Below are 26,843 nucleotides of genomic sequence, written 5' to 3' on the forward strand. Positions count from 1 at the left end.
GCATTGCGTCTGAATTCCGGAAAAACATCCCAAAAGCAGCCAAATCCGGTCTGCGAAGGCCACACGAACGTCCGGTCGGGACGAACGTCGCGATCTTGAGGGGCTCGTGAAATATCCGGGCTAAACGCAAGAAGGATGTCGCCGTTGGGGTCGACGTGCAGATCGGCGACCCGGAGTTCATAGCCAATGGTTCCGCTGCAAACCCGGTCGCTCAAGGAGGGAAAGCTGACGCCCAGCGCACCGAATGTGCCATCCAGGGTTCCATCGCTGCGTAGCTTGATCACGAACGGCTCGCGCGATGTGCGGCCACTGCTTTGCAGCTCAGTCGGTCAGCTTGTGCTTCCTTCGGAGTTGTTCGACCAAACTGGCCTCCTCACTCAAGAATGCATTGAACTGTTCGATCACTTTGGGGTGTTTGCGCGAAGACATCAGATACTGCACGGGCGCATGGGGCAGAGCCGGGTCGAATTTCAGCGCTCCCGGTTTTTTCAGGTCTTCGGCCAAATGGTAGTTGGCGATCGAAGTGTTGATATACATGACATCGACTCGTTTCAGCAGAACCTTTTGCACCAACGTTGGCAGATCATCGCTCTCTTCCAATCGCAGTTGCCCACCGCCGAGTGCGTCCTGGTAGGGCCAGGGCGTGAAGCCGCGAATGGTGCCCAGGGCCTTGTATTCCGAGAGTGGTGTTCCCACGCGCTCGGCCAGCACCATACCGCCCTCGATGCTATCAACCAGTGATTGGCTATAGGCGATGTTGATGCCCTCTTTCATGTCCGGTTGCCAATGTGGGTTGTCCGGATACTTGAAGTCGAGTTCGTCGCGAGTGAGGAAGTCGGCATACAGCCGCTTGATCGGCAAGGCCGAGTATTTGAATTCGTAGCCATGCTTCTTGGCGAACGCGTCCAGCAGTTCGCGAGCGTAGCCTTGATATTGGCCGTTGCGGTAGGCCGAAATCGGGTAGTAGTCGCTTTGCTCGACGCCGATTGTGAATGATTGGGCGTTGACTGCACCCATGCTGACTAGCCACAGAACAAGACCGCACCACAGCACGCTGAGTTTCATGATTGCCTCCATCGCGGATGGAATAGGAGCAGTTGATAGCGGGTACAGCGGTGCTCGTCAGTCTACGCCTGTCCCAGGATGACTGTCTGCCGAGTTTCATCCATGGCTGATCCGGATTCAGCGTTGCCAGCTGCAAGACAAGACGCCCGGCGTGGCCGGGCGTCGATGCATTCCGCTGGACGTGCCGATCAGAACTTTGGACCCTCTTCGTACTTCAGGCCCTTCTTCTCGGCCTGATCGCGCACGGTGTCATAGATCTGCCGGTCGAAGCTGTCGGCATCGGCGCGGCCCACCACTTCCTTGGCGATATAACTCTCGCGCTTGGCGACCAGATCCTGGATCTTGGTCTGGATTTCATTGCGCCGCTCGGCAGTCTCGGCGATCAGTTGCTTCTGTGCCTCCGGTGCCATGGCCTGCATCGGTTCCGGCAGGGCGGCGGCGGGCAGGGCTTCGAGTTCCACATCGCCCTTGCTCACCGCGTCGACCAGATCCTTGCCAGCGTACAGGTTGGCTTCGCCAGCGGCCGAGGCATTGAAGGCGGCACGCTTGGCGCGTGAGGCCAGTGAGCCACCATCGTGCAGTTTGCTGGTGGCGGCCTGCTTGGCGGCCATCTTGGCCTTGTCCTCACGATCGCCGTAGAACAGGCGGGTGTCATCCAGCTCTTTCGACAGCGATGCCAGGGCTTCATCAAACGGCGTGGCCACCTCCACCGCACCGCCGCTCTGCGCCACGTGCAGGCTATTGCCCTGACTTAGCATGGCGATACGCTTCCATTCGCGGGCGGTGTTGGGGTCGCTGCCGGCCTGGATGGTGTTCACCACAATGCCTTTCTCGGAGGCCAGCTTGATCGACGCCTCGTAGGGCACGTCATCCTGGTAATCGGTGTGCGGCGGTGCATCGCCGACCAGGAAGATCACCTTGTAAGCGTTCTTGTCCTGGCTCCAGCTGATCTTGGTCACCGCTTCGTGCAGGGCCTGATTGACGCTTTCCGGCGTATCGCCACCGCCGCCAGCCTCAAAGTCCATCAGCTTGGCGTAGGTGCTATCGAGGTCGGTGCTGAGGTCGGTGAGCCGCGTCACGTATTCATCGCCGCGATCGCGAAAGCCGATCAGCCCAACATGCAGGTCCGGCGTTGGCCGGGCCGAGGCCATCGAGCGGGCGATCGACCAGATGTTTTCCTTGGCGCCCTGGATCAGGCCGCTCATGCTGCCGGTGGTGTCGAGCACGAACACTGCTTCGACGCGCGGTCGTTCGTTCTGCGACGGCGGTGCGATGGGTGGTAGCGGTTGCACGACGGGGGTTGGGTTGATCGGCGGCTTGCTGCGCGTGTGCGGCAGGCTGTAGACGGCGCCGGCGGTAGCGACGAACAGGGATGCGATGAGTAGGGTGTTTTTCATGACAGTCTCCTTGGACGGATAAGCGAGGTTCAGCGGCGGCTGGCCAGGCGCGAGAAAGCGGCTTCACTGGCACGGAAGGCCTGGTTGAACGGGGTGTTGTTGGGATGGGTTGTCTCAAGCCGCGCTGGGCGCGCGCCCCAGCCCTTGGGAATGGCGTGATGCAGGGCCTGGGTGAGGAAGAAGCACCAGAAGCCAATCCAGAGGCTCTGGGTGTGCTGCAGGCTGGCAATGCCCACCGTCAGCGCGAGCATACTCAAGCCTGCATCGGTGATCGCTGCCAGCAGGCTGTCGTGGCGATACAGGCAGCGTAACAGCCAGTTAAAGCCCAGCAGGCTGCCGATCCAGGTCCAGGCCGTGGGATTCCAGATCATCAAGACCAGTGCCAGCACGGCAAAGGCGGCAAAGGCCACTAGGCGACCGACCTTGGCCTCGGCGATGCGCAGAATCCACAGGCTGTAGCCGGCGGCGCAGCCGAGCAGAATCAGGCGAAGTGCGTCGGCGCTGCCGAATACGCCGCGGGTGACCTGAAACACCGCAGCCGCGGCCAGACTAAGTGCTAGACCGAGCAGAATTTCGGGCCAGAAGCCGCGCAGACGAATGCTGGGGGCGGCGCCGTTCATGACGCACTCCGGGCGCGGCGCTCGGCCAGAAAGGCCAGCTCAACGTCGGCATCGGTGACGCGTTGCTGATCGCATCCGGCATCGCCGTTCTGTGCCTGCACGCCGAACGCTTCGGCCTTGCTGCGCTGATCCTGCAGTTGTTCTTGCATGCGCTGGATTTCCTTGTTCAGGACCTCGGCCTGGCGGGTGGTGTCCGCGGCGCGTTGCTCACAGGTGTCGGCCAGGCGCTGTTGCTCCAGTCGGCGGCGCAGCAGCTGCTTGGCCAGGGCCTCGTTCTCGGACAGAAAACACAGGTCGAGCTGTTCGCTGATCGCATCGGCCGATAGACACAGCTTGCGACTGCGTTCGCTCAGCTGCTCGATCTCGGCCAACAGCGCCTGGTGGGCCTGTTGCTGATTGCTCAAGGCCTCTTCCATCTCGCGGATGGCCTCGCGCAGTACCAGGTCGGGTTCTTCGAGACGGTCCAGCACTGCATTCAGATCGGCGCGGAACCAGCGGGAAAGTCGGGTGATCAGGGCCATGGCGGCGCTCCTTGCTGGGGGTGAATCCAGACTAGGTCGGGCGCCAGCCACAGCACAGGCCGAGTTCGGTAAACACTGTGGCTCAGGGTTTACAAAGAATTTGCATGCGCGAGCGAAAGGGGGTTGTTAGGCTGGCGGTGCGGGTCTTGCGAGGCTTTCCCCTCACCCTGGGAGGCTTTTCCCCTCACCCCAACCCCTCTCCCTCCAAGGGAAAGGGGTTCCAAGAGCAAAGCTGAGTAATTCCCGCGTGAGGGGCTCAAGTCAGGCTCAGGGTGCGAGAGCCCCCGAACCGCAGCGGCTTCAAGCCCCTCTCCCCTGGAGGGAGAGGGGTTGGGGTGAGGGGGTAGCTGAAGAAAGTGTTAAGGAGTATCTGTGACAAGCACCAAACCGACATTGCTCATCATCGAAGACGAACCGGCCATCCGCAGCGGGCTGATTGACGTGTTCGTCTATCATGGCTTCGAGGTGGACTTCGCCGTCGATGGTGAGGAAGGCCTGTCCAAGGCCAGGCGCGGCGGATTCGATCTGATCCTGCTTGATGTGATGATGCCCAAGCTCGACGGCTTTTCCGTGCTGAAGGCGATCCGCCAGCACGATGCCGAGCAGGCGGTGATCATGTTGACCGCACGCGGCGGCGATGACGATGTGATCCAGGGGCTGAGCATGGGTGCCGACGACTATGTCGCCAAGCCGTTTTCAGTGGCGCAGCTGGTGCTGCGGGTGCAGGCGGTGCTGCGACGTACGCGCAGCGCTCAGGACGAGCAGGCTGTGCTGCATCTGGCGCAGGGCAAGTGCGTCGACACCCGCAACCTGTGTCTGACCAACGATGTCGACACCCGCTTTACTCGGCGCGAAATGGATGTGCTGCAGTATCTGCATGCGCATGCCGAGCGTCCGGTCCCGCGCGAAGAACTGCTGCACAAGGTCTGGGGCTATGCTCGCGACGCCGGGGTGGAAACCCGCACAGTGGATATTCATATCGCCAAGATCCGACGCAAGCTCGAGCCCGAAAGCGGCGAGCCGCAAGTGCTGATCACCGTGCGCGGCGGTGGCTATCGCCTGCTTCGCGACGCGGCCGGTTGATGGCGGTGCGCGGACTGCGGCAGGCCTGGATGAGTCGGCGCCGACTGCGCTGGCTGCTGTTCGGTTGCTGGCTGTTGCTGGTGCTGCCCTTGCTGGCCTTGATCTGGCAGACCGAACGGCAGATCAAGTGGGAGGCGTTTCACCAGTACCGGGCTGTGGCCGAGGATCTGGTGTCGAGAATCGATACGCAGCTGCAGGCCGATGCGTTGGTTGAGGATGCCCGCAGCGCCAGTGACTATCAGTTTCTGGTCGTGGGCGGCGATCCTGCGCTATCGCGCCTGCTGCAACGCTCACCCTTGGCTGCCTTTCCGCCGCAGGGCGCCAATGCCGGTGTTCTCGGCTATTTTCAGGTGGATGCAAACGGTGTGTTCAGCACGCCGCTGTTGCCTTTGTCGGCGGAAGATGGGGCAGCCTACGGACTCAATCCTGCCGAGCTGCAGCAGCGCGGTGAGCGCTCACGTCAGCTGCTGAGTGTGCTGGAGAGCAATGAGCTTGTGGCCAAACGAACGGCGTTCGACGCTCGCTCGCCGTCGCGTGAGTCAGGCCTGGGCAGTGCCGCCAGCAGCGCGGAGCGCGAGGCTGGGCCGAGTGAGCTGGTTTCTGGTCGTGACATGTCCGTGGCTGATCGTGACCTCAACGCTGTGGCAGAAGACATGACAGCGCGCGAGCCCGCCCGTCAAGCGCCCATGCCGCAGGCACTGTCGCCGGCGCCGCCCCCGCCGGCCGCTCCATCGGTGGCGGCGGAGCAGAAGCAGAAAGGCACGACGGAAGAATCCGCCATCCCGCAGCAGGCAGTGGCCGGGGAGGGCGCAGACTATCTGGCCAATCAGCGCGGCTTCGATGAGCTGCAGTCGGCAGGCGGCAAGCTCGAACGATCGCAGAAAAGCGACTACGGCCGCCTCGATCAACTCAAGCTGCGACAGAACTATCTGGAGCAGTCGGAAGACCATGATGGCTTGGTGGAACAACGGGCGAAGAAGATCGCTGATGCGCTGGATGTGGCCAAAGGCGAGCGTTCACCGCGCAAGGAGCAGGTGGTGGCATTGGATGGCGCAGGGGCGCTGGACGATGCATTGTCCGAGCTGGCCAGCGGGCGGGTTCGGATGTTCGAAGGGGAGCTCGATCCTTTTGAGTTCAGCCTGCTTGGCGATGCCCACGGCATGCTGTATCGGCGTGTCTGGCGCGATGGCCAACGTTGGATTCAGGGCCTGCTGTTCGAGCGCGCCGCGTGGATGCGGGCGCGGATTGAACAGCCGTTCAGGGCCAGCCCGCTCGCCGGCATGAGCGATCTGTTGGTGGTGTACCGCGGTGAGGTGTTGCGTGCCTTGCCCGGTGAGCGCGAGCGCAGTTATGTGTCGGCTGAGCAACTGCAGGGCGAGGTGCTGCTGCAGGCGCGACTCTCGGCGCCATACGCGGACCTGCAGCTGGTCTGGACCATCAACGATTTGCCAGCCGGCCCCGGTGCGCAGGCTGTGCGCGGGTTGGGCGTGGTCCTGCTGACCGTGCTGAGCGTGGTGTTCTGGGTGCTGTATCGCCTCGGTGGGCGACAGATCGATCTGACTCGGCAACAGCAGGATTTCGTGTCGGCGGTCAGCCACGAGCTGAAGACGCCCTTGACCTCAATTCGCATGTACGGCGAGCTGCTGTTGCAGGGCTGGGCCAGCGAAGCCAAGAAGCAGGAGTACTACGGCTTCATCCACGAGGAGAGCGAACGGCTGTCGCGCTTGATCGGCAATGTCCTGCAACTGGCAAGGATGGAACGTAACGAGCTGCAGTTGAAGCTGGAATCGCGCAGTCTCGGCACCTTAGTGGATCTGGCCCGCTCCAAGCTGGCCGCACAGGTGGAAAGAAGCGGCTTCGTCCTGAACATTGAGCTTGATCCAGCGATGGCGGAACGATTGGTTGAGGTCGACACGGATGCCTGGTTGCAGATCCTGATCAACCTGGTCGACAACGCGCTGAAGTTCTCACTGCATGCCAGCACTCAGCAGGTGGATCTACAGGTGCTCGTGCAGGGCGAGCGGGTGCTGATGCGAGTGCGCGACTATGGTCCGGGCATTCCCAAGGATCAGTTGCAGAAGATCTTCCGACTGTTCTATCGCGTGGGCAGCGAATTGACGCGAGAAGCGGTGGGTACTGGCATTGGCCTGGCCTTGGCGCGCCAGCTGGCCGTGGCCATGCGCGGCGAGCTGGATGTGCGCAATCGAGAGCCGGGGGCCGAGTTTGAGCTGCGTCTGCCGCTGCTGACGTGACAACGTGTGCGGCGCCGAACGCCGCTGGGATGGAGGTCTCAGCAGCTTTTCATCCATCATCGGCTTGGTGGATCTGCTCTGCCCCTGTGGCGCGCAGCCCGGAGGAGAAGCTCTGTTGCGGCTCGGTCTCGGCCGCCGCGCCTGTCGGGTTCGGCGCCACGGTGCACCGATTGCGCTTCCGTGTAATCAGTGGTACGAATTAAGTCGTATATGGCTATCGGGATGGTCATGGGCATACGCACGCAAACAAGAAGCAAAGTACGTCGAGGGCATGGCCTGCTTACCAGCCTGCTGCTCTGGCTTCTCATGTGCTCGGTAGGTCTGGCCTGCATTCATTCGGCCCCGCATCCAGTGCCGCAGGCCCTCAGCCGGACTGACAAGTCGACCGCCAGTGTCTGGGTCGGGCCTTGGAGCAGCGGTTCCTGGTTCGCTGCTGATCGCAGCGGCGAAGGCATCATTCTGCAGTTCTTGCCCGATGGCAGCGCAGCCATGCTGTGGTTCACCTATCCCACCGCAAATGAAGAGGCAGTGCAGGCCTGGCTCAGCGCCGGCGGTGGCCGGGTCGAAGGCGACACGTTGGTGTTCGAGCAGGTGCTGCAGCCGGTGGGCGCCCGATTCGGCGCCGACTTTGATCCGTCGGAAGTCGATCGCCAGCCTTGGGGAGAGATGCGGCTCAGGTTCCATGATTGTCAGCGGCTGACCCTGAGCTGGAACGGCATCGAGGCCTATGCCGATGGAGAGCGTGAGCTGATCCGACTGAGTGCGCTGGATCAGGTCGACTGCAATCAGGGCCCGACACTGGCGTCGACCGGCATGCGTTCGGGCGGGGCGCTACGCAGCAAGAGCGGCGCCTGGTTTGAGCTCAGCCGCTCGGGTGAAGGCTGGGTGTTGGAGGAACTCGCCGATGGCCGCACCTTGGTGTACTGGTTTACCTACGACCTGCAGGGACGCCAGGCCTGGATCGTAGGGGCGGGGCAGCGCGCAGGCGAACAGCTGGTGGTGGATCCGCTGTATCGCCCGATTGGCACTCGCTTCGGCCCTGACTTCGTGGCTGCCGACATCGATCTTGCTCCCTGGGGGCGTCTGCAGGTTGACTTCTCCGGCTGTAATCAGGCGCAGTTGCAGTATCAGGCCGACGATCCGGCCTGGGGTAGCGCTAGCCGCGAGATTCACCGTCTGACCGATATTGCCGGTGCCCCCTGTGTCGATGTGGCCGCGCTCGGTGATGCTGCACCGCAGTGGGTAGAGCGCAGTCCGACGCCGGCCCCCGCATCATCGGAACTGGCGGTGACCAGTCATCGCGGCCATCTGTATGCGCTTGGCGGCTTTTCAGCGCCGCGTTCGTTCCGTCGCTATTCGCCGGACACCGACACCTGGACCAGCCTGCCGGCCATGCCGTCTGGGCGCCATCATCTTGCCGCATTCGGGTTCGAGGGGGCGATCTACTATGTCGGTGGGCTGCCGTTGGGCGATGGTGTGATCAATAACATGTCGTATCGCTTCGATCTCGACAGTCAAGCCTGGAGTGAAGTGCCGGAGCTTCAGTCCACGTTCGGCAGCCAGGCCGCGGTGCTTCATGGTCAGGCCTATGTCGGCCATCCTGATGGGCGGCTGCAGCAGTTTGATCCTCGACAGCGTCGCTCACGGTTCATTGCTGCGCCCAACTTCGTCGAGCGCGATCATGCCCAGGTGGTGGCCTTCCTGGACGAGATCTGGGTGATTGGTGGGCGCTCGCCCGAGACCAATACGGTGGCAGTCTACAGTCCAGTCAGTGAAACATGGCGTTCAGGGCCGAGCTTCGCGTCGGCCCGCGGAGGATTCTCGGCAGCTGTCGTAGGACCGCGGCTGTTCATTGCCGGTGGTGAGGTGCTGAGCCCGGGAGGTGCCTTCATCGAGCCAAGCAGTGAATGGATTGCGGCGGGCATGACCAGCTGGCGGATCGGCCCTGCTTTGCCGCTCGGCGTGCATGGCTCCGGCGGCAGTGCGGTCAACGGGCGCGGATTCCATGTCGGTGGTTCGGTCGACGCGGGTCGTTTCAGCGGCGCGACTCCACGGGTGTTCGAGCTGCAATGGCCAAATAGCCCCTAATCCGGCTGAACGTCTGTCGCTGATTTTTCAGGAATTGTTGCGTCGCAGCGTTATCTAGGGCATTGATTCAATGTGTGTCTGCATAACGTGATGTTGCGACACAGCAAGGGGCAATCCAGGCCGTTCGCCACTCGAAGGCGGAGACTCTTGACCATACCGTACGGTGCGGAATAGTCTGCTTCACGGCGCACAGGGGGCACCCAGCGGTGCTGCGCCAGTTTCGTGTGGGTTCATCGAACAATCGGTTGCCATCCGGCGGCCGAGGCGTGCACCACTGCCTTGGGAGGGGTTATGGGTGTCGAGATCCGCGGAGCGTGCCGCAGGCTTCTGCCTGCCTGTCTATTGCTGGCCACCGGTCAAGTGGCGGGCAATACCTTGAACCAGAACGTGTCATGGACCATCGATCGGTCGGGTACCAGTACGACCTATCGCGTGGTGGCCTATGGCGATTCGATTTACGCCGGCTACTACGGCTCGACCACCAAAGCCGCCAAGTACTCGGCGCCGACGGTCGATGCCGAGTATCTGTCGGCCTTGTGGAATGCCGACATTGAAAGCGTGCGACGCGCAAAGTCGGGCGCGATCGCCTCGGATGTGTACCAGAACAAGATCGTCGGCGAGCGTTCGTACATGCAGGCCGCCTCGACTCGCGTGGTTACCTTCGAGATGTGTGGCAATGACGGACTGCAGGCCCGGACCAGCTTCAAAGGGCAATCGGGCACCTGCAACTACAGCGTACTCACCACGGCGCTCAATAATTGCAAGACCTACGTCGCAGCAGCGATGGACTACATCAATGCCAATGCCAGCCCGAACGTCAAGCTGAAAGTCATCAGCAATCTGCACTACCCGGGCTACAACGCCGACAACGTGCAGAGCAGGTGTCGCGACAGCGCCACCGGCGCCACGGTGAATATGCGCGACAAGTTCCTGCCGGTGCTGGCACAGATGAACTACTGGATGTGTGAGTACGCGCGCCAGAAGGGCTTCAAATGCACCGATAGTTTTGCTCAGTACATGGGCGCTGACTACGACAGCAACGGCGACGGACAGATCGACTCCGATGCACTGCGTCATGTGGCGGGGGAGAGCGAGACCAGCTACGTCAATCGCATTACCATGACCCTGCGATCAACCCTGCGCGATGCCAACACCAAGTTTGTCAGCGCCAGCAGCAGCTACGACTACATTCAGTCAGATGATGTCCACCCGACCTACACTGGTGGCACGGTATCAGCCGGATTGTGGGGCGGTAGTACAGGCAAGGGAGCGCCGCGTTACACCAGCTTCAGCGGCGGCAAGAGCCCGATCTGGAACCGCTATGGCCATGAACGCATGGGCTGGGGCCTGTCCGTCTACAATCCGGCAACGCCCTGATTCTTGCCAAGAACCGGTGCAATGAACAACCGGACTCGCCAGCAGCTTGCGCCGTCGACATGTGTCGACGGCGTGCGTGTGCAACAGCAGCCAGAGCATCTGCGCTGGCTGTTGTTTGCCCTGGCAAGCGTGTTGCTATTGGTGGCCGCAGTGGCCTGGGTCACAATCAAAGTGGGCGCAGGCAAGTCAGCCGGTGCTGTGGCGTCGGTGGTGTCATCAGCGCCTCCTGCACCCCGGCAGTCGACGCCGGTAGAGAACAGTCCGGTTGAGATCAGGCCGGTGAGCAGTCGTTCGGCGCTGACACCAAACCTGCAGCGGCAACAAGCGCCGGTGAGCGCCACGCCGAACAGCCTGTTTGACGATGCGCCTAGCGGCGATCCCGATGATATTGCCAGTTATGTTTCGCCGCAGGATCCTGAACCGACCATGGCAGAGCTGATCGATGCCTTGCATGCGGTCGGCGAGTTTGGTGGCATTGCGGCCTTCAACCCGCCGGGTACCAGTCCACCACTGCAGGGTCTGGCCGTGCCTGAGGACTATGTCTTGCCCGAAGGGTATGTGCGCCACCATCAAGTGACCGATGAAGGTGAGTTGCTCGAGCCCATCCTGATGTTTTCGCCTGACCACGAATTCTTTGATCAGCGTGGCGATCCGCTGCTCATTCCTGAGGATCGCGTGGTGCCGCCCGAGTTGGCGCCACCGGACTTGCCGATCCGGCCGATCGAGGTACCGCCGCCACCCTGAACGTCGACGTTCATCGCGCGGGTAGGAAACCAGCAAGTGATTGCGATCAGCAGGGAGGCGGCTTGGGTATCGAGCGGGTGCGTGGCGCAGCCAGCGCGATGAATGGCCCCTGGGCGCGTCTGTTGCTGGGCGTGCTGATGTCGTCTGCGTTGATAGCCGTGTTCGCAGCGCAGCGTGCCGCCTGGCCGATTGGCTTTGTGGCCTGGGTGCCCTGGATGCTGGCCCTGCACGGCTTGCGCTCGAACGGCGCGGCGATCGCCGCTGGCGTCGTCATGAGCATTGCCTTCGTGCTAGCCGCCTTCAGCTGGTTTGGTCTGGCTGTCGCAGAGTACACCGGGCTGCCGGTGGGCTGGACACTGCTGCTGTTCTGTCTGCTCGCACCCCTGCTGCAGCCGCAGGTCTGGCTATACAGTTGGGCGCGCCACGCAACGCAACGCTACGGCCTGTTGTGGGCCGTCGTCGTCGCCAGCATGACCTGGCTGACCGCCGAGTGGCTGCTGCCCAAGGTGCTCGGCGATACCTTCGGTCACGGTCTGGCACCGGCGATCACTCTGCGGCAGATTGCCGATCTGGGCGGAGTGGGGGCAATCACCCTGTGCCTGTTGCTCAGCAACGAGGCCATGGCTGCTGTGCTGCGTGCACGCCGCGCCGGCTGGCGGAGCTGGCTGCCGGCGCTGCTGGCGTTCGCCCTGATTCCAAGCGCAATGGGGTGTTATGGGGTCTGGCGTCTGTCGGAGCTGCAGCAGGCCTGGTCGGAGCCGGTTGAGGAGCTGCGGGTGGGGCTGGTGCAAAGCGCCCTGGTCGACTACGAGCAGCGTCGTCGCGACAGCAGCGCGCATGCCGTGGTGCGCGAGGTGCTCGATGTGCACTTTGAACTTTCGCAGTCGGCCATCGAGCAGCATGGGGTTGATGCCTTGGTGTGGGCAGAGACGGTGTATCCGACCACCTTCCTCAATCCGCGCAGTGAAGACGGCGCGGCATTCGACCGGGAAATCCTTGAGTTCGTTCGGCAGATCGATCGCCCTTTGGTGTTCGGCACCTACGACATCGACCACGCCGGTGAATACAACGCGGCCGCCTTCGTTGAACCCGGCGGGCTGCTCGGCTTCTATCGCAAGACCCGCCCGTTCCCGATCACCGAGCATGTGCCGTCCTGGCTGGACGGCCCACGCTTGCGCGCCTGGCTGCCATGGGCCGGTAGCTGGCAGCCAGGCGATGGAGCACGGGTATTTCCGCTGCGCAGCCGCGATGGTCGCACACTACAGGTCGTTCCACTGATCTGCCTGGACGATGTCGGCTCACGGCTGGCCATCGAAGGGGCCAGATTGGGCGCGCAAGCCATTGTCGGCCTGTCCAACGACGCCTGGTTCAGCGCTACACCACAGGGGGCTGAACTGCACTTGATGGTGGCGCAGTTCCGCAGCATCGAAACGCGGCTGCCGCAGCTGCGGGTCACCAACAACGGACTGAGCGCCTTTATCGATCCGGCGGGAGAAGTGCTGGCGGTCGCCGCCGCCGGCGATCGCGCCGTGCTGGCCGGACCGGTGCCCGCGCAGGCGCCACCACCGACCTTGATGGTGCGCTGGGGTGAATGGCTGGGGCCAGCGGCCCTGGCGGGGCTGGCAGTTTTCCTGGTCGTGGCAGCCGTCGGCCGGTTGAGCGCCAGTCGAGACAACGCAGCAGCACGCGTGACCTTGCCCAAGCCGGGTGAAGCTCACAAGCTCTGGCTGCTTCCGTCCAGCGTGCGTTGGGCAATCGTTGTGCTAAGAGGGGCGGCGGCGACCGGGCTCGGCCTGCTGCTGGTGTTGATGCTGCGCGGCGACGGCCTGCAGGTCAGCTCAGCCTGGCAGATTCAGCTCTATCTCGCTGCGGTTGTATTGCCGCTGTGTCTGGCGGGTCTGCTCAAGTTCATCGTTGTCGGCACGGCGCGGGTAGAGGGCCGCTGTTTGATCATTGAACAGCGTGGCCGTCGCATCGAGCTTGATCTCGATCAGTTGCAGGCCCTGCAACGCTGGTGCTTGCCCCTGCCGGCGCCTGGTCTCTCGCTGCAGTTTCGCTCCGGACGACGATGGGCGTTCGCCCTGATGCCCGCTGACCCGCCACAGCTGCTCGCATGCTTGGTAGCGCAGGGCGTTCGCGATGCCACAGCAAGTGCATGGAGCGCGACCCTCTCTGATTGGCGCAGCAAAGCGAGACGGCGCTGGCTCGACAGCGCCTGGCTCAAGTTTGCGTTGTTTCCTCTGTTGCCAGCCTTGCCGGCATTTCGCCTGCATCAGCACATCACCTACGGCGGCGCGTTCGGCGAGTACTACACCTATGGCTTGCAGGCCTGGTTGCTCGGCCTGTTGATCTGGTGGGCATCGTGGTCACTCGGCCTGATGCTGTTCGCCGCTGCCTTGCGCACGGCCATCGAAACGCTGTGTTGGGTACTCTTTGCCATCCATCGAACACAGGTGGCCACGGCACGCTTTGCCCTGGAGTGGCTTGGCCGCGGGATGTTCTATCTGGGGGTTCCAATATGGTTTGCCTGGCGGGTGCTGAGTTGAGCATGCGCGCTCGGGCGTCATGGAGCGAAGCCCGTCCGGGCCGGTGGCCGGGTTGAGGGCGGCGTGGGCGTTGTAAGCGGTTGATCGCACAGGACCTGCTAGACTCCTGGGCGTCGTCCCCGCTACGCGAGCGATAGCCAGGAATGAGCCGCAGTTTGGTCTCGGTCACTGCCACGCCGGTGCTTGTCGCAGCGCTGATTGCGCTGATCGCGTTCGCAACGCCACTGCGGGCGGAAATCAGCTACGCCGAGTTCAGGAGCCTTCCGGCACTGCCGGAGTTGTACGAGGAGCTCGACGATCCAGCGCGACTTGCATGGCTTCAGGCGGAACTCGCTCGGGCCTCCAGCGCGGTCGAGATCTATCGGCTCAAGCGCGTCCTGTTCAACGAGCTGTACTACGCCGACAAGCGCCAGGAGGCGGCCAGGATCTGCGCTGAAAGCGAGCCGCTACGAGAGGATATCTTTTATCGTCAGCGCTGCATCCTGTCCCGAAGCGAAAAGGTCGAGGAATCGATTCCACTGATCGCCCAATTGGTGCATGAGGCTCGGCAGCTGGGTAACCATTCGGCTGCCGCCGAGATACTGACCGATCTAGCCTGGGAGCAATCCCAGCAGGGCGATATCTCGGCTGCGTTCGAGAGCTACGAAACCGCGTTGACGCTGGCGCCCCCGGATGACACCGAGCTACTCAGCACCATCATGATGGACACGGCTACCAACTACATCGTCAATGGCGATGAGGCCTATGTGCGCAAGGGCATCGATCTGCTCAGGCGATCACGAGAGCAGAGCGAACGCGCTCTGAACAACCCCCGCGACACCTCCGACAAGAGCATTCTGCAGGACAACATCCTGCTGGCGTATTTCAATACCGGAATCGCCTATACCCTGCATTTGCACGACTACGCCAAGGCGCTGCATAACTTTGATCAAGTCAACGACTCGGAAAACGACTACCGGTCCAGTTCATTGACCTTCTCCGCCCTGGCCGCGGCGGAGCTGGGGGATTTTGAGCGTGCCAGGGCGTATCTGCGGCGAGCGCAGGCAGAGAAGATCACCTACTTCACTGGCAGAGAAGTGGTCCAGGGATACCTCTCGTGTTACCAGCAGCTGACCGCGCGCCACTGGGATGAATCGCACAGTCTCTCCAGTTGCCTGACGCTGGATCCCGACACTACGGTGGAGGTGCAGCTGGATGTCTATCGGCGCCTGGCCGCCAGCAATGATGCCGATATCGAACTGGCTGGTCTGAAAGCACTGAAGACCTTGTTCATTGAAAAGCTGGAGCCGCAGCTACGTCGGCGTGGTTCCAGCGCCGCCTCAAACACCGAGTTGGTTCGCCTGCAGCGCGAGTCGGAGCTGAAGAGTGTGGTGCTGAAGCAGCAGGAGGATCTTCAGCAGGAACGCGAGTTGGCCAATGCGCAGCGGCAGAAGTTCTTTATCGCGCTGACCGTGTCATTGCTGGCGGTGGCCCTGCTGATCGCCTCGCAGCTGCGGCAGAAAAAGCGTCTGGCCGAGCAATATGAGCGCATGAGCGTCAGGGATTCGCTGACCCAGCTGGGCAATCGACGTGCCTTGGAGCAGCAGATCGAACGCGAACTGGCCTACATCGTTCGCGCCCGTCGTTCGAATGACTCGGTGGCCTTGGCCATCTTCCTGTTCGACATCGACCACTTCAAGAAGATCAATGACACCTACGGTCATCAGGTCGGCGATGAGGTTCTGATCGAGCTCGGCAAGCGTATCAGTGTCGCCACACGCGAGACCGATCTGCTGGTGCGCTGGGGCGGAGAGGAGTTTGTCCTCGTAGCCCGCGTCGACAGCAGCGAGCGCATTCGGCAGCTGGCCGAACGAATCGTGCGGGCAGTCAATAGCCTGCCATTCGACATCAAGGGCCGGGAGCCGCTGGCGGTCACCTGTACCGTGGGCGCGGTCAAGTTTCCGTTTATCGATACCGATCATCTGGGCAGCTGGAACCGGCTGATAAGTCTGGCCGACGCAGCCCTCTATCACGGCAAATCGCAGGGCCGAAACGGTTGGGTGATCGTCGATAACAAAGGCCTGGCCAGCACCGAGGCCATTGATGCGCTACTGGCCAAACCGCTGTCGGAGGCGATTGAGCAGGGTGCGGTCAGCATCACCAGTTCTTGGGCTTAGCCCGATGTCCGGTCCAGTGGACGGCCAATGATATGTGAAGGTATGGTTTGCGTCCCTGCCGGCTATTGGAATTCGCTGATGCACCTGAGTGTCGAACACGTGATCGCAGCGCCCGCCGATGCCTTGTTCGCGCTCACCCTGGATGTGCAGCGGTTTCCGCAGCTGTTCACCGGTTGCGGGCCGGTGCCGGGCCTGCGGTGTATCGAGCACAATTCGCCCCCGGGCATAGGCGCGACCCGGCGGGTCGAAAGCATGGACGGCGCCTGCATGATTGAAACCATCACCTTCCTCGATCCGCCCCGACGGCACGCCTATCGCTTGTCTGGCCTCAGGCCGCCGCTGGCCTGGCTGGCCCGGGTAGGGCACGCGAACTGGACGTTCAGTGAGGAGGCCACCGGCACCCGGGTGCGCTGGACCTACGATTGGGAACCGGCGTCGGTGTTTACCCGACCATTGGCCTGGCTGCTGCTGAAGGTTTTCATGCGCACCGCAATGACTCGCTGTCTGCGCGCGATGGCCCAATCCGCGCGGCCCGTAGGGGAAGCTGCCTGATGGAGAAGTGGATCCTGCTTGGCATGGCGCCGGTGTTTCTCGGACTGATCGTGCTGGAGGCCTGGTACTGGCGCAGCCGGCGACCCGAGATGTACAGCTGGGTCGACACGCTCTCAAATGCCGGCTTGGCCCTGATGCATCAGGTCGCCGATGCACTCGCCTGGCTATTGGTCATCGGGCTTTATTACTGGGTCTACCAATACCGCCTGTTCGATTGGCCAGCAACGCTGTGGTCAATCTTTGCCCTATTCCTGGCACAGGACTTTCTGTACTACTGGTTCCACCGCGCCAGTCATCGGATTCGCTGGCTATGGGCCTCGCATGTGACCCACCATTCCTCGGAGCGGCTCAATCTTTCAACCGCGTTTCGGCAAAGCCTGACCTATCCCATCTCCGGTATGTGGGTGTTCTGGCTTCCGCTGGCCTGGCTTGGCTTCGAGCCCACGCACATCATTGCCGTGGTGGCAATCAATCTGGGTTTTCAGTTCTTCGTGCACACCCAGGCGATCCCCAAGCTCGGCTGGGTGGAAAAGATCTTCAACACACCCTCGATTCATCGCGTGCATCATGCGCGCAATCCCAAGTATATCGACCGCAACTACGCCGGTGTGCTGGTGATCTGGGATCGCCTTTTCGGCACCTATGTCGAAGAGGATCCCGAGGTGCCCTGTGAGTTCGGCATCATCGGTCAGGTGCACAGCCATAACCCGATCACCCTGACCTTTCACGAGTGGATCGCGATGTTCAGGGATGCCGGCCGCGCAGGTGGAGTGCGCGCCGCCATCGGCCAACTGCTGTGCCCACCTGAGCGTGCAGCATCGCATGCCCGGAGGGACCCATAGATAGCAGGCTGAGACGAGTTTCAGCAGCCTGAGAGGTCACGTCGGCGACAGGTTGGAAAGTACATTGATGCCCAATGAGGGAAGGCCCTCGTGGCAGATCCGCCGACTGCACCCGTGAGGCGGGGCCACGAGACGAGTATCATCGGCAGCCAACTCGCCGTTCGCTGTTCCGCTGTTGATGAAACCGCACGCTCGCATTGCCACCCTGCACCGTCTGCGCCAAGCCCCGCTGTGGCGGCTGTTGGCGGCGACCAATGCGTCGGCGATCCTTGGTCTGCTGCAGTGTTTGTTGCTCGACGAGGAGCGGCGGCTGCCGGCCTCGGTGCTGCACGAGCGACTCAACCGCGAGATTGATGCCTTGCGCTCGCTCGGCCATGAATTGCCACAGACGGCGCAGGCCTACGTCGCCGACTGGCTTGCGTCCGGCTGGCTAGAGCGCTCGTTGCCGGACGGCGCCAGTGAGGAGCAATACGAGCTGACCACGGCGGCGATCAATGCAATCCGCTTCGTCGCCGGTCTGGAGCAGGGCCGCCGCGCTGCCACCGAGAGCCGGCTGGCGCTGGTGATCGAGCAGCTGGTCAGGCTGGCCGACGAAACCGAGACCGATCCGGCACGACGCCTTGCACAGCTTGAAGCCGAGCAGGCGCGCATCGGCGCCGAGATCGCCGAGTTGCAGGCCGGCCGGGTGGTGCGAGTGGAGCCGCAGCGGGCCCTGGAACGCGCGCGCGAGGCAATCGCCTTGGCCGATGAGCTGGCCGAGGATTTCCGTCGGGTGCGCGATGACTTTCAGCGGCTGAACCGCGAGTTTCGCGAACGACTGGTGGGCGAAGAACGGGACCGCGGCGCGATCCTGGAAGCCTTGTTCGCTGGCGTCGATGTCATCGCCGAAAGCGATGCCGGCCGCAGTTTCGCCGCGTTCTGGAACTTGCTCACCGATATCGAGCAGAGCGCGCGGCTAGAGGAGGCGATCGACGCGATTCTGCGCCGCGAGTTTGCCAGCGGCCTGCAGCGCCGCGAGCGCGCGTTCCTGCTGCACCTGACCCGCACGCTGTTGCTGCGCGGTGGAGAGGTGCATGAGGTGCTGCAGCGCTTCGCCCGCAGTCTGAAGGGCTTCGTGCAGAGCCGCGAGTTCCTCGAGCAGCGCCGGCTCGACGCCCTGCTCAAACAGACTCAGGCCACCGCTCTACAACTGCGCGGCCAGCTGCGTCCCGAGCAGCCGATCGCGCTGGAGCTGCAGCTGTCCAGCGCGCGGCTGCGCTCACTGGCGCAATGGCGACTGTTCGACCCAGCCGAGCGGCAAGTTGATGGCCATGTGCGTCGCGGCGAAACACTGAACTTGTCGCTCGACAATATCGGTGAGCTGGTCGCGCAATCGGAGATCGACTTCCGCCGCCTGCGCGCGCATGTCACTGAACTGCTTGTGGAGCGCGCGCAATGCTCGATCGGCCAGTTGCTGGCGCGTTTTCCGGCCGAGCAGGGCCTGGGCAGCGTGGTCGGCTATCTGACTCTCGGAAGTCGCCAAGGCGTGGTCTCGCGCTCAGCGTTCGAAACCGTGCAGTGGAGTGGTGGCGACGGCGTCGTTCGAATGGCGCGAATACCTTTGATCCACTTCCTGCGTGAAGCTCCCAATGTCTGCGCCTGAAACCGAATGCCTGGCGACTGAAGCGGCCGAACTGTATGCCGGCGACAGCGGTACGCTGCCGTTCGACACCCGACGCACACTATGCCAACTGCTGGTCGGCCCCTATCTGGATGCCGAACGGCATGCGCTGCTATGGCGCGTGCTGGAACGCGACGAGGCGGTGTTGCGGGCGCGGCTGTCTGAGCTGTTCCTGGAGCTGGTGATCGACCACGAACTTCGCGCCGCCTTCGTCCGCCAGGCCGACACCGGCGACCTGCAGGCGCCAATCCTGCTGCGCAGCAGCCCGCTGACCTTCATTGATTCGGTGCTGCTGCTGTGCCTGCGCCAGCGCCTGGCTGAGTCCGACCTGCAGGATCAGCGGGCGGTTATCGAGGAAGCCGAGCTGCAGGAGCAATTGTCGGTGTATCAGCGGATCACCGCCACGGATGCCGCCGGTTTCGGCAAGCGGGTTGCTGCCTCGATCGAGAAGATGAAAAAGAACAGCGTGCTGCAGAAGCTGCGCGGCAGCGAGCAGCGGTATGAGATCGCGCCGACGCTGAAACTGTTGTTCTCGGCTGAACAGGTACATGCGTTGCTACAAAACTACCGCGCGCGACTCGCCATCGATGCGGATGTCGCCGGCGACGATGAGGACGACGCATGAGCGATCTGTTCGTATCCGGCGGCGTCGATGCACGCGCCGAGCAGTTCCGCATGTGCCGGCTGCAGGTGTACGACTGGGGAACGTTTTCGGGCTTGCACGACATCCCCATCGCCGAGCGCGGTTTCCTGTTCGTTGGCCGTTCCGGTTCGGGCAAATCGACCCTGCTCGACGCTATCGCCGCGCTGCTGACGCCGCCGACCTGGCTCGATTTCAATGCCGCCGCGCGCGAAGCCGAGCGCAGCGGACGCGATCGTTCGCTGCTGTCCTACCTACGCGGCGCTTGGGCCGATCGCCAGGATGACGCCTCTGGCGAAGTCGCCACCCAGTATCTGCGTCGCGGCACCACCTGGTCGGCGCTGGCGCTGACTTACCGCAACCAGGCCGGGCGGCAGATCAGCCTGATCCGGTTGATCTGGATTAACGGCAATAGCGCGGCCACCGCTGATGTGCGCAAGCACTATATGGTGGCTGAGCGCGGTTTCGAGATCGCTGAACTCGATGGTTTTGACTTGGACGTGCGTCGGCTGAAGAAGCGGTTAAGCGATGTGCACCATCACGAGCGATTCAGCGCCTATGCCGAGCGCTTCCGCCATCTGCTCGGCATCGACAGCGAGAACGCGCTGAGATTGCTACACAAGACACAGTCAGCGAAGAACCTCGGCGATCTGAATCGTTTTCTGCGCGAGTTCATGCTGGATCGACCGGTCACCTTCGAGGTTGCCGAACGCCTGGTCGAGGAGTTCGCCGAACTCGATGCCGCGCATCGGGCGGTGGTCACCGCGCGGCGGCAGATCGAGACGCTACGCCCGGCGTGTGACGCGCATCAGCAGCTGCAGCAGCTGCGTCGGGAGGTGGCGGCCGAAAGCGAGCTGCAGCGCGGTGCCGATGGCTTTCGCGAGCGTCAGCTTAGCCAGTTGTTGCATCAACGTTTGCAGGCGATAGCCACCGAAGACGCCGGCCTGGTCGCTAAACAGCGCGCGCTGGACGATCTCAAGCGTCGCCACGAGCAGACCGTGGCCGATCTGGCGGTGCGTTACCAGAACAGCGGTGGCGCCGAGATCGAACGCTTGCAGCGCGAGCTACAGCGTTGGTCGCAAGAGCGCGACGACCGCACGCGGCGTCTCGACCGTGCGCGCCGCGCCTGCACGGCGCTCGAATGGTCGCTGGCTGACAACCCCGAGCGTTTCGTCGCACAGCGCGATCAAGCGCGTCAGCGTCTCGAAGGCAGCTTGGCGTTGCGCCGAGAGCTGGAACAGCGGCTCGATGGGCTGCGACTGGAACTGCGCGAAGCCGACCAGGGCTTTGTCCGCCTGTGCGCTGAGCTCGATGCGTTGCGCCGACATCCCTCGAACCTGCCCGAGACGATGCAGGCACTGCGACGGCGGCTGTGTGCGGCGGTCGGCCTGGCCGAGAACGGGTTGCCCTTTGTCGGCGAGCTGTTGCAGGTGCGCGAGGATCAGGCCGATTGGCGCGGGGCGATCGAGCGCGTGTTGCACGGGTTTGCGTTGTCGCTGTTGGTCGACCAACGCCACTACGCTGCGGTGGCTCACTGGGTCAACGACACCCATCTGCAAGGCAAGCTGGTGTACTACCGTATCGCTGGCACCGAGCCGGTCGCGGCGCAGCGGCCGGGGCCGGAGTCGCTGCTGCGCAAGCTCGAGTACGCCGAGCATCCGCATCGCGATTGGTTGCAAGCTGAGTTGTCTCGCCGTTTCGATTATGACTGCGTCGACTCGTCGCGGCGTTTGCGCGAACGCGAGCGTGCGGTCACTCGCGAAGGGCAGGTCAAGCACGGTCGGCAGCGCCACGAGAAGGATGATCGTCATGCGATTGACGACCGCCGCTATTGGCTGCTCGGCTTCGACAACCGCGACAAGCAGCGGCTATTCGAGACCGACCTGGCCGCGCTGGAGCAACACCGCCAGCAGTTACAGCGACACTGTGCTGAGCTGGAGCTGCAGCGCGAGCGTGGCAGCGAAGCCGATGGTGCAGCGCGCGAACTGGCGCAGCTCGACTGGCACGAAATCGATGTGGCGCCGGCCTTGCAGGAAGTCGATCGCATCGAAGGCCTGCTGCGTGCGCTGCGCGAAGCTTCGGTCGATCTCGAACAGCTCGATCGCCAGATCCGCCACGCACGCGAACGTCTGGACAAACTGCAGGATAAGGTGAACGACCTCGATGCCAACCGCAAGGGCTTGGCCAAGGAGGCGGTCAAGCGTGAGCGTGAACTCGACGAATGCCAACAACGAGTCGCTATCCTGCCGTTGACGCCGGTGCAGGAACAGGGACTGGGCGAACGTCTGGCCGCGCTGCCGGCACTGAGTCTGGACAATCTGAACGAGCACTTGCGTCGGATCGAACGCGCGATCGCCGAGCGCATCCGCCAGCTGGAAGGCGAAGCGGCGAGCTTGACCCATGCCATCGTCGATCGCTTCGCCAGTTTCATGCGTGAATGGCCGCAGGAGGCGGGTGATTTTCGCGCCGAGCTCGACTTCGCCAGCGACTTTTTCGCCCGCCTCAAGCGGCTGGAAGACGACCGTCTGCCGGAGTTCGAGCACCGCTTTTTCGATCTGCTAAGTACCCAAAGCGGGCAGAATCTGGCCGCGTTGCAAACCCATATCCAGCAGGCGCACAAGCAGATCCGATTGCGGATGGAAGACGTCAACGCCGCGTTGGAGCGGGTGCCGTTCAATCGCGACACGTATCTGCAGATCAAGGTCGAAGACCGCGGCCTGCGCGAAGTTGTGGAATTCCGCCAACAGCTTTCCGGCGTGCTCAGTCATCGGCAGACCGACGATCGAGAGTTGGCCGAGCAGCAGTTCGATGCATTGCGGCAGCTGATCCTGCGGCTCGCGGCCAAAGATGCCGAGGCGGTGCGCTGGCGCGAGCAGGTGCTGGACGTACGACTGCACGTCGAATTCATCGGCGAGGAGCTTGAGACCGGCAGCGAGCGTCAGATCGAGGTCTACCGCAGCGGCGCCGGCAAGTCTGGTGGTCAGCGGCAGAAACTCGCCACCACTTGTCTCGCCGCCGCGCTGCGCTACCAGCTCGGCAGCGAGTTCGACGGCATTCCACGTTACGCCGCGGTAGTGCTGGATGAGGCCTTCGACAAGGCCGACAACGAGTTCACCGCGATGGCAATGGACATCTTCGAGAACTTCGGTTTCCAGATGATCGTCGCCACGCCGCTGAAATCGGTCATGACGCTGGAGCCTTTCATCGGCGGCGCCTGCTTCGTCGACATCAACGGTCGGCACGACTCCGGCGTGCTGCTGATCGAGTACGACGACGAACGTCAGCGCTTGCGGTTACCAGAGACTGAGACGCAGCATGGCGCGCTGGCAGACGCCTGAGGCACTGCGTGACCGGCTGCAGCAACGGCTGCTGCAGCACGGCGGTGATTGGCTGCTCGGCGGCGGCGACTGGCCACTGCGGTTACCGCTGGGCGCGCCCACCGAGATGCAGGCGCAGGCGCACTGGGATCTGTTCGAGCAGTGGCTGCGACAATGGCAGCACGAACCTTGCGTCGAGTTTGTCGAACGTCGCTGGCGCCGTTACGGCGTGCAACGGCTGCCAGCCTATGCTTGCTTCGATTCCGCGGCGGCGGTGGCCGATTATCTTGGTGACGCCGTGCGGTGGCGGCGTGCTCGTGATCGCGTTGAGCGCTTGTTGCAACGTTGGCCGGCACTGCGCCCTGCGTTGTCCCTGCAGCTCGATCCACTGCTGGGCTTTGACGACCAGGAGATCGAGCACGTGATCGCCGTGTTCGAATGGCTGCTGGCGCATCCGGACTCGCAGTTGTACCCGCGCCAGTTGCCGATCGCTGGCATCGACAGCAAGTGGCTGGACAGTTTCTACCAGCGAGTCCTGCGCGAGTGGATGATCGCGATGCGCGGTTTCGATGTAGCGCCAGCGGGCGACTTCATGGCGTTGGCTGGATTGCGTTCGCCGCCAGATCGCATCCATCTGCGGGTGCTGGATCCGGCCTTGCGAATGCAGATTGGCGGACTCGGTGACCTGCTGGCGCCGATTGCCGACCTGGCACAGCTGCGTTGGTCGGGCCTGCAGCAGGTGTTCGCGGTAGAGAATCTGCAAACCGGCCTCGCCTTTGCCGACTTGCCGGGCAGCCTGCTGCTGATTGGTCGTGGCTATGCGGTCGACGCGCTGGCGCAATTGCCCTGGGTCGCCGAGCAACCGCTGTACTACTGGGGCGATATCGACACCCATGGATTCGCCATCCTCAATCGGCTCCGCCAGCACCTTCCGCACGCCCGATCACTGCTGATGGACGAACAAACCCTGTTACGCCACCGCGCGGTCTGTGGCGACGAACCAACTCCGCTGCAGGCCGAGCAGCTCGATGGCCTGGCTAGCGCCGAAGCGAAACTCTATGCAGATCTGCAGCGAGGCCGCTGGGCGCCGCGGCTACGGCTGGAGCAGGAGCGGATCGCCTGGGACTACGCCTGGGCGGCCGTGACGGCTGCGCTGGGCATTGCAAGTGGGGAGGGCGACTGAACTCAGCGGATTGCCAGGTGATTGGCCACGATGCTGGTCAAACGACCTTCCACACTTGACGTTTCACCGGTAAGCCGTTCTCCTCTGTGGGATCTCAGCCGGAGCAGGCCCATGCCCAGTCCCTCGATGATGCTGACCCGTGCAGGCGAGTTTCGCAAGGTCTATCGAGCGTTGAAGCGAAAGCCGGCGTTGTTCCAGCAGACGCCGATCGTGTTCTGCGAAGGCGACAGCTGGTTCTCGACGCCAGCGGCGATGAATCTGCTGGATTGGTTGGTGTATCCATCGGCCGCTGACAATGCCCGAGGTGTGCCGGTGTTCGGCAGGGGCGGATCGTTTTTTCGCACGGAGCACAGCGGAGACCTGGCCGTCGATATCTTCAGCACCAAGGCCACCCGACGGCTGGTCGACTGGTTCGAAGGCTTCGAGTTCGATCTGGTGTTGTTGAGCGCTGGCGGCAATGACTTTGTCGATGATTTCTTGAAGGCCTTGTTTCAGGGCGATAGCGCCATGAGCGTCAATCAAGCTATCGCGAAAGTACGGCAAAGTGGTCGTTACGAGGAAGTTCGACAGGCCTATCTGCGACTGATCAAGGCGTTCAAGGCGGCGCGTCCGGGCGTGCCCATCGTTGCCCATACCTATGACTATCCGGTCAAACTGGGTGAGGCGGGAGGCTTGACCCTGGCCAATATCGGCGCCGTGGCCCTGATCAAGAACACCATTGGGCCGTGGATTGGCAATCATATTCGGCACGTGCTGCCGTTGGTGCCGGATCAGCAAGCCTTCGCCCGGCAACTGATCGACGGGTTTGTCTCGAGTGTGCTTGAGCCCTTGCGCAACGAGCATGGTGATGTCTTCGACTATGTCGATCTGCGCGGAACTCTGAGCCGTCGCGAACTATGGTTTGACGAGATGCACCCCACCAGTGCCGGTTTTCATGCTCTGGCCAAGGTGTTCGCTGCCGAGCTCAAGCGCAAGCTCGATTTCCACCTGGGATGAGGGTGCTGAATCGGGTCGAAGTGTGCGAGCCTTAGCAGGCTGCTGAGACTTGTTTCAGCAGCCTGCTGTGCCTTTCGTCACACGCTTGCTACAGGTCAGACACCGATGCGCACCTTTGTTCTCCGAGCCCGGGCGGCCCCCACCGACAGCCAGCGCCTGCTCGCGGGCGTGGGCAGCGGTGCCCACACCGAGATCCTGGCTCATACCCTGATGAATGCCCTGTTCGTGGCTCAGTCACATCGAACGGATGTGGTGGTATACCTGGTGCTGGAAAGCTCCTCCGACTACTCGCGCACCCTCCGCTTTGGGTCGAACGAGGTTAGCAATATCGGCGGCTTTCATGAGCAGGCACTGCTCGCCAAGGTGGCCAAAGCCCTCGATGTATCGAGAGGTATGGGCAAGGAAGAGCAGCGTGTTGTAGAGCCTGGTATCGAGGTGCGCACGATCAGTTTTGAACGACTGGTGCAGGAGCTTGCCGAGTCAAACCAGCTGTATGTGATGGACCGCAAGGGCACACCGATTCGCGAGCAGACGTTTGCAGAAAACCCCTGCTTTCTGCTCACCGACCATATCCCGATGCCAAAGAAGAGTTTCAACAGCCTGGAACGATTGGGCGCCCGGAAGATTTCCCTGGGCTCGACGATGTTGTTCGCATCGCAGTGCGTGCTGTTGATTCACCATGAGTTGGATCAGCAATAGGCGGAACAAGGCCACAAGGGATGCGGTGTGCCGCCGGGTGGGGCGCTGGCGCCGCGCCCACGTGTCACAGGCCGAATCGGACGCGTCTGTCGGAACTCGCTCTTACTCGGCTGCAGGCGATGGCGTTAGGTTGAGAGCGCACCCAAACCTCATGTAGGAATTCAGCATGCCAACCGGCCAGTCGATGCTTGCGCCCGTGATTGCCCTTTGTCTGTGGTGCGCGGTGATCTGGGTTTGGCTGTACGCGACCCGGATCCCGGCCATCATCCAGATGCGCATGCGGCTCGATGGACGAGTGCCGAGGGGCGAACAAATGGCCCAGCTGCCCGCGAGCGTGCGTTGGAAGGCCGACAACTTCAATCACCTGATGGAGCAGCCAACCTATTTCTTCGCCGCGGCCTTGTCCCTGGCGTTGCTCGGTGATCAGTCGGCCATCAGTCTGGGCCTGGCCTGGGCCTACGTGGCGCTGCGTCTAGTGCATAGTCTGATTCAGTGTGTGTGGAATCATATTCCGACACGGTTCGCGGTGTTCTGTCTGTCATCGCTGGTGTTGTTTGCCTTGACGATCAGGGCCGCGCTGCTCGTTTTTTGAGCGGGCAAGGGCTGCAATCGACCCGAAACGGACGATGGCTTGCCCTGTTCGCACTGAGAGACAGCCCGAAGGGCGGGTGAGAGTCCGAGGGCGGTAACGATGGAATCGCCTTGACGCACCCTGAGCTTGTCGAAGGGTGGCTCACCGAAGCGAGCCCTGAAGGTGCCCACGCGAGCTTTGAGGTTGCAATGCTGGTCGGCTGGCTTCGACAAGCTCAGCCAGCGTGGCGGATGGAATCGCCTTGACGCACCCTGAGCCCGTCGAAGGGTGGCTCACCGAAGCGAGCCCTGAAGGTGCCCACGCGAGCTTTGAGGTTGCAATGCTGGTCGGCTGGCTTCGACAAGCTCAGCCAGCGTGGCGGATGGAATCGCCTTGACGCACCCTGAGCCCGTCGAAGGGTGGCTCACCGAAGCGAGCCCTGAAGGTGCCCACGCGAGCTTTGAGGTTGCAATGCTGGTCGGCTGGCTTCGACAAGCTCAGCCAGCGTGGCGGATGGAATCGCCTTGACGCACC

General features: G+C 62.7%; 21 protein-coding genes. 16 read left to right on the plus strand and 5 right to left on the minus strand.

Annotated features, from left to right (window positions below):
• From IFO71_RS18840 to IFO71_RS18860, 5 genes are all read right to left on the minus strand, one after another.
• Window positions 1-284: hypothetical protein (locus tag IFO71_RS18840; RefSeq protein ID WP_192031228.1), on the minus strand; the 284-nt coding region annotated here is incomplete at its 3' end.
• 37 nt (window positions 285-321) lie between these two features.
• The gene (locus IFO71_RS18845) at window positions 322-1,065 is read right to left on the minus strand and encodes a substrate-binding periplasmic protein (RefSeq protein ID WP_192031229.1); all 744 of its coding nucleotides are present in this window, start codon (window positions 1,063-1,065) and stop codon (window positions 322-324) included.
• Window positions 1,066-1,253: 188 nt separating this feature from the next.
• Window positions 1,254-2,462, minus strand: a complete 1,209-nt coding sequence (locus IFO71_RS18850; RefSeq protein ID WP_192031230.1) for a vWA domain-containing protein — start codon at window positions 2,460-2,462, stop codon at window positions 1,254-1,256.
• 29 nt (window positions 2,463-2,491) lie between these two features.
• Window positions 2,492-3,082, minus strand: coding sequence for a hypothetical protein (locus IFO71_RS18855; protein WP_192031231.1), 591 nt, complete (start codon window positions 3,080-3,082; stop codon window positions 2,492-2,494).
• Window positions 3,079-3,603 carry a PspA/IM30 family protein gene (locus IFO71_RS18860; protein WP_192031232.1) on the minus strand — a complete coding sequence of 175 codons (525 nt, stop codon included), beginning with the start codon at window positions 3,601-3,603 and terminating at the stop codon, window positions 3,079-3,081. Before IFO71_RS18860 ends, IFO71_RS18855 begins: the two co-directional genes overlap by 4 nt.
• Window positions 3,604-3,975: 372 nt before the next feature.
• Between IFO71_RS18860 and IFO71_RS18865 the strand changes: the two genes are divergently transcribed.
• The 16 genes from IFO71_RS18865 to IFO71_RS18940 all read left to right on the plus strand — a co-directional run bounded on the left by IFO71_RS18865 (window position 3,976) and on the right by IFO71_RS18940 (window position 26,330).
• The gene (locus IFO71_RS18865) at window positions 3,976-4,686 is read left to right on the plus strand and encodes a response regulator transcription factor (RefSeq protein WP_192031233.1); all 711 of its coding nucleotides are present in this window, start codon (window positions 3,976-3,978) and stop codon (window positions 4,684-4,686) included.
• Window positions 4,687-4,715: 29 nt separating this feature from the next.
• Window positions 4,716-6,938 carry a sensor histidine kinase gene (locus IFO71_RS18870; protein ID WP_192031234.1) on the plus strand — a complete coding sequence of 741 codons (2,223 nt, stop codon included), beginning with the start codon at window positions 4,716-4,718 and terminating at the stop codon, window positions 6,936-6,938.
• A gap of 306 nt (window positions 6,939-7,244) precedes the next feature.
• Window positions 7,245-9,026 carry a Kelch repeat-containing protein gene (locus IFO71_RS18875; RefSeq protein WP_192031235.1) on the plus strand — a complete coding sequence of 594 codons (1,782 nt, stop codon included), beginning with the start codon at window positions 7,245-7,247 and terminating at the stop codon, window positions 9,024-9,026.
• 291 nt (window positions 9,027-9,317) lie between these two features.
• Window positions 9,318-10,403, plus strand: coding sequence for an SGNH/GDSL hydrolase family protein (locus IFO71_RS18880; RefSeq protein ID WP_192031236.1), 1,086 nt, complete (start codon window positions 9,318-9,320; stop codon window positions 10,401-10,403).
• 21 nt (window positions 10,404-10,424) lie between these two features.
• Window positions 10,425-11,147: a hypothetical protein gene (locus IFO71_RS18885; protein ID WP_192031237.1), complete on the plus strand. Its 723-nt coding sequence runs from the start codon at window positions 10,425-10,427 to the stop codon at window positions 11,145-11,147.
• A gap of 62 nt (window positions 11,148-11,209) precedes the next feature.
• Window positions 11,210-13,693: an apolipoprotein N-acyltransferase gene (gene lnt, locus IFO71_RS18890; RefSeq protein WP_192031238.1), complete on the plus strand. Its 2,484-nt coding sequence runs from the start codon at window positions 11,210-11,212 to the stop codon at window positions 13,691-13,693.
• A gap of 143 nt (window positions 13,694-13,836) precedes the next feature.
• Complete coding sequence (locus IFO71_RS18895) at window positions 13,837-15,849, plus strand: tetratricopeptide repeat-containing diguanylate cyclase (protein WP_192031239.1); 2,013 nt, start codon at window positions 13,837-13,839, stop codon at window positions 15,847-15,849.
• A gap of 78 nt (window positions 15,850-15,927) precedes the next feature.
• The gene (locus tag IFO71_RS18900; protein ID WP_192031240.1) at window positions 15,928-16,401 is read left to right on the plus strand and encodes an SRPBCC family protein; all 474 of its coding nucleotides are present in this window, start codon (window positions 15,928-15,930) and stop codon (window positions 16,399-16,401) included.
• Window positions 16,401-17,243 (plus strand): sterol desaturase family protein, encoded by an 843-nt coding sequence (locus IFO71_RS18905; protein ID WP_192031241.1) that lies wholly within the window; start codon window positions 16,401-16,403, stop codon window positions 17,241-17,243. The genes IFO71_RS18900 and IFO71_RS18905 overlap by 1 nt, the downstream gene beginning before the upstream one ends.
• A 178-nt stretch (window positions 17,244-17,421) precedes the next feature.
• Window positions 17,422-18,885: a DUF3375 domain-containing protein gene (locus IFO71_RS18910; protein WP_192031242.1), complete on the plus strand. Its 1,464-nt coding sequence runs from the start codon at window positions 17,422-17,424 to the stop codon at window positions 18,883-18,885.
• On the plus strand, window positions 18,872-19,528 hold the full coding sequence (locus IFO71_RS18915; RefSeq protein WP_192031243.1) for a DUF4194 domain-containing protein: 657 nt from the start codon (window positions 18,872-18,874) through the stop codon (window positions 19,526-19,528). Before IFO71_RS18910 ends, IFO71_RS18915 begins: the two co-directional genes overlap by 14 nt.
• On the plus strand, window positions 19,525-22,881 hold the full coding sequence (locus IFO71_RS18920; RefSeq protein ID WP_192031244.1) for an ATP-binding protein: 3,357 nt from the start codon (window positions 19,525-19,527) through the stop codon (window positions 22,879-22,881). The genes IFO71_RS18915 and IFO71_RS18920 overlap by 4 nt, the downstream gene beginning before the upstream one ends.
• Window positions 22,859-24,043: a Wadjet anti-phage system protein JetD domain-containing protein gene (locus tag IFO71_RS18925; RefSeq protein ID WP_192031245.1), complete on the plus strand. Its 1,185-nt coding sequence runs from the start codon at window positions 22,859-22,861 to the stop codon at window positions 24,041-24,043. Before IFO71_RS18920 ends, IFO71_RS18925 begins: the two co-directional genes overlap by 23 nt.
• A 111-nt stretch (window positions 24,044-24,154) precedes the next feature.
• The gene (locus IFO71_RS18930; protein ID WP_192031246.1) at window positions 24,155-25,039 is read left to right on the plus strand and encodes an SGNH/GDSL hydrolase family protein; all 885 of its coding nucleotides are present in this window, start codon (window positions 24,155-24,157) and stop codon (window positions 25,037-25,039) included.
• A gap of 105 nt (window positions 25,040-25,144) precedes the next feature.
• Window positions 25,145-25,738 (plus strand): tRNA (pseudouridine(54)-N(1))-methyltransferase TrmY, encoded by a 594-nt coding sequence (trmY, locus tag IFO71_RS18935; RefSeq protein ID WP_192031247.1) that lies wholly within the window; start codon window positions 25,145-25,147, stop codon window positions 25,736-25,738.
• A 166-nt stretch (window positions 25,739-25,904) separates the two neighbouring features.
• Window positions 25,905-26,330: an MAPEG family protein gene (locus IFO71_RS18940; RefSeq protein WP_192031248.1), complete on the plus strand. Its 426-nt coding sequence runs from the start codon at window positions 25,905-25,907 to the stop codon at window positions 26,328-26,330.
• Window positions 26,331-26,843 lie beyond the last annotated feature (513 nt).

Origin of the sequence: Pseudomarimonas arenosa, assembly GCF_014841215.1 — a bacterium.
GTDB classification, from domain to species: domain Bacteria; phylum Pseudomonadota; class Gammaproteobacteria; order Xanthomonadales; family Xanthomonadaceae; genus Pseudomarimonas; species Pseudomarimonas arenosa.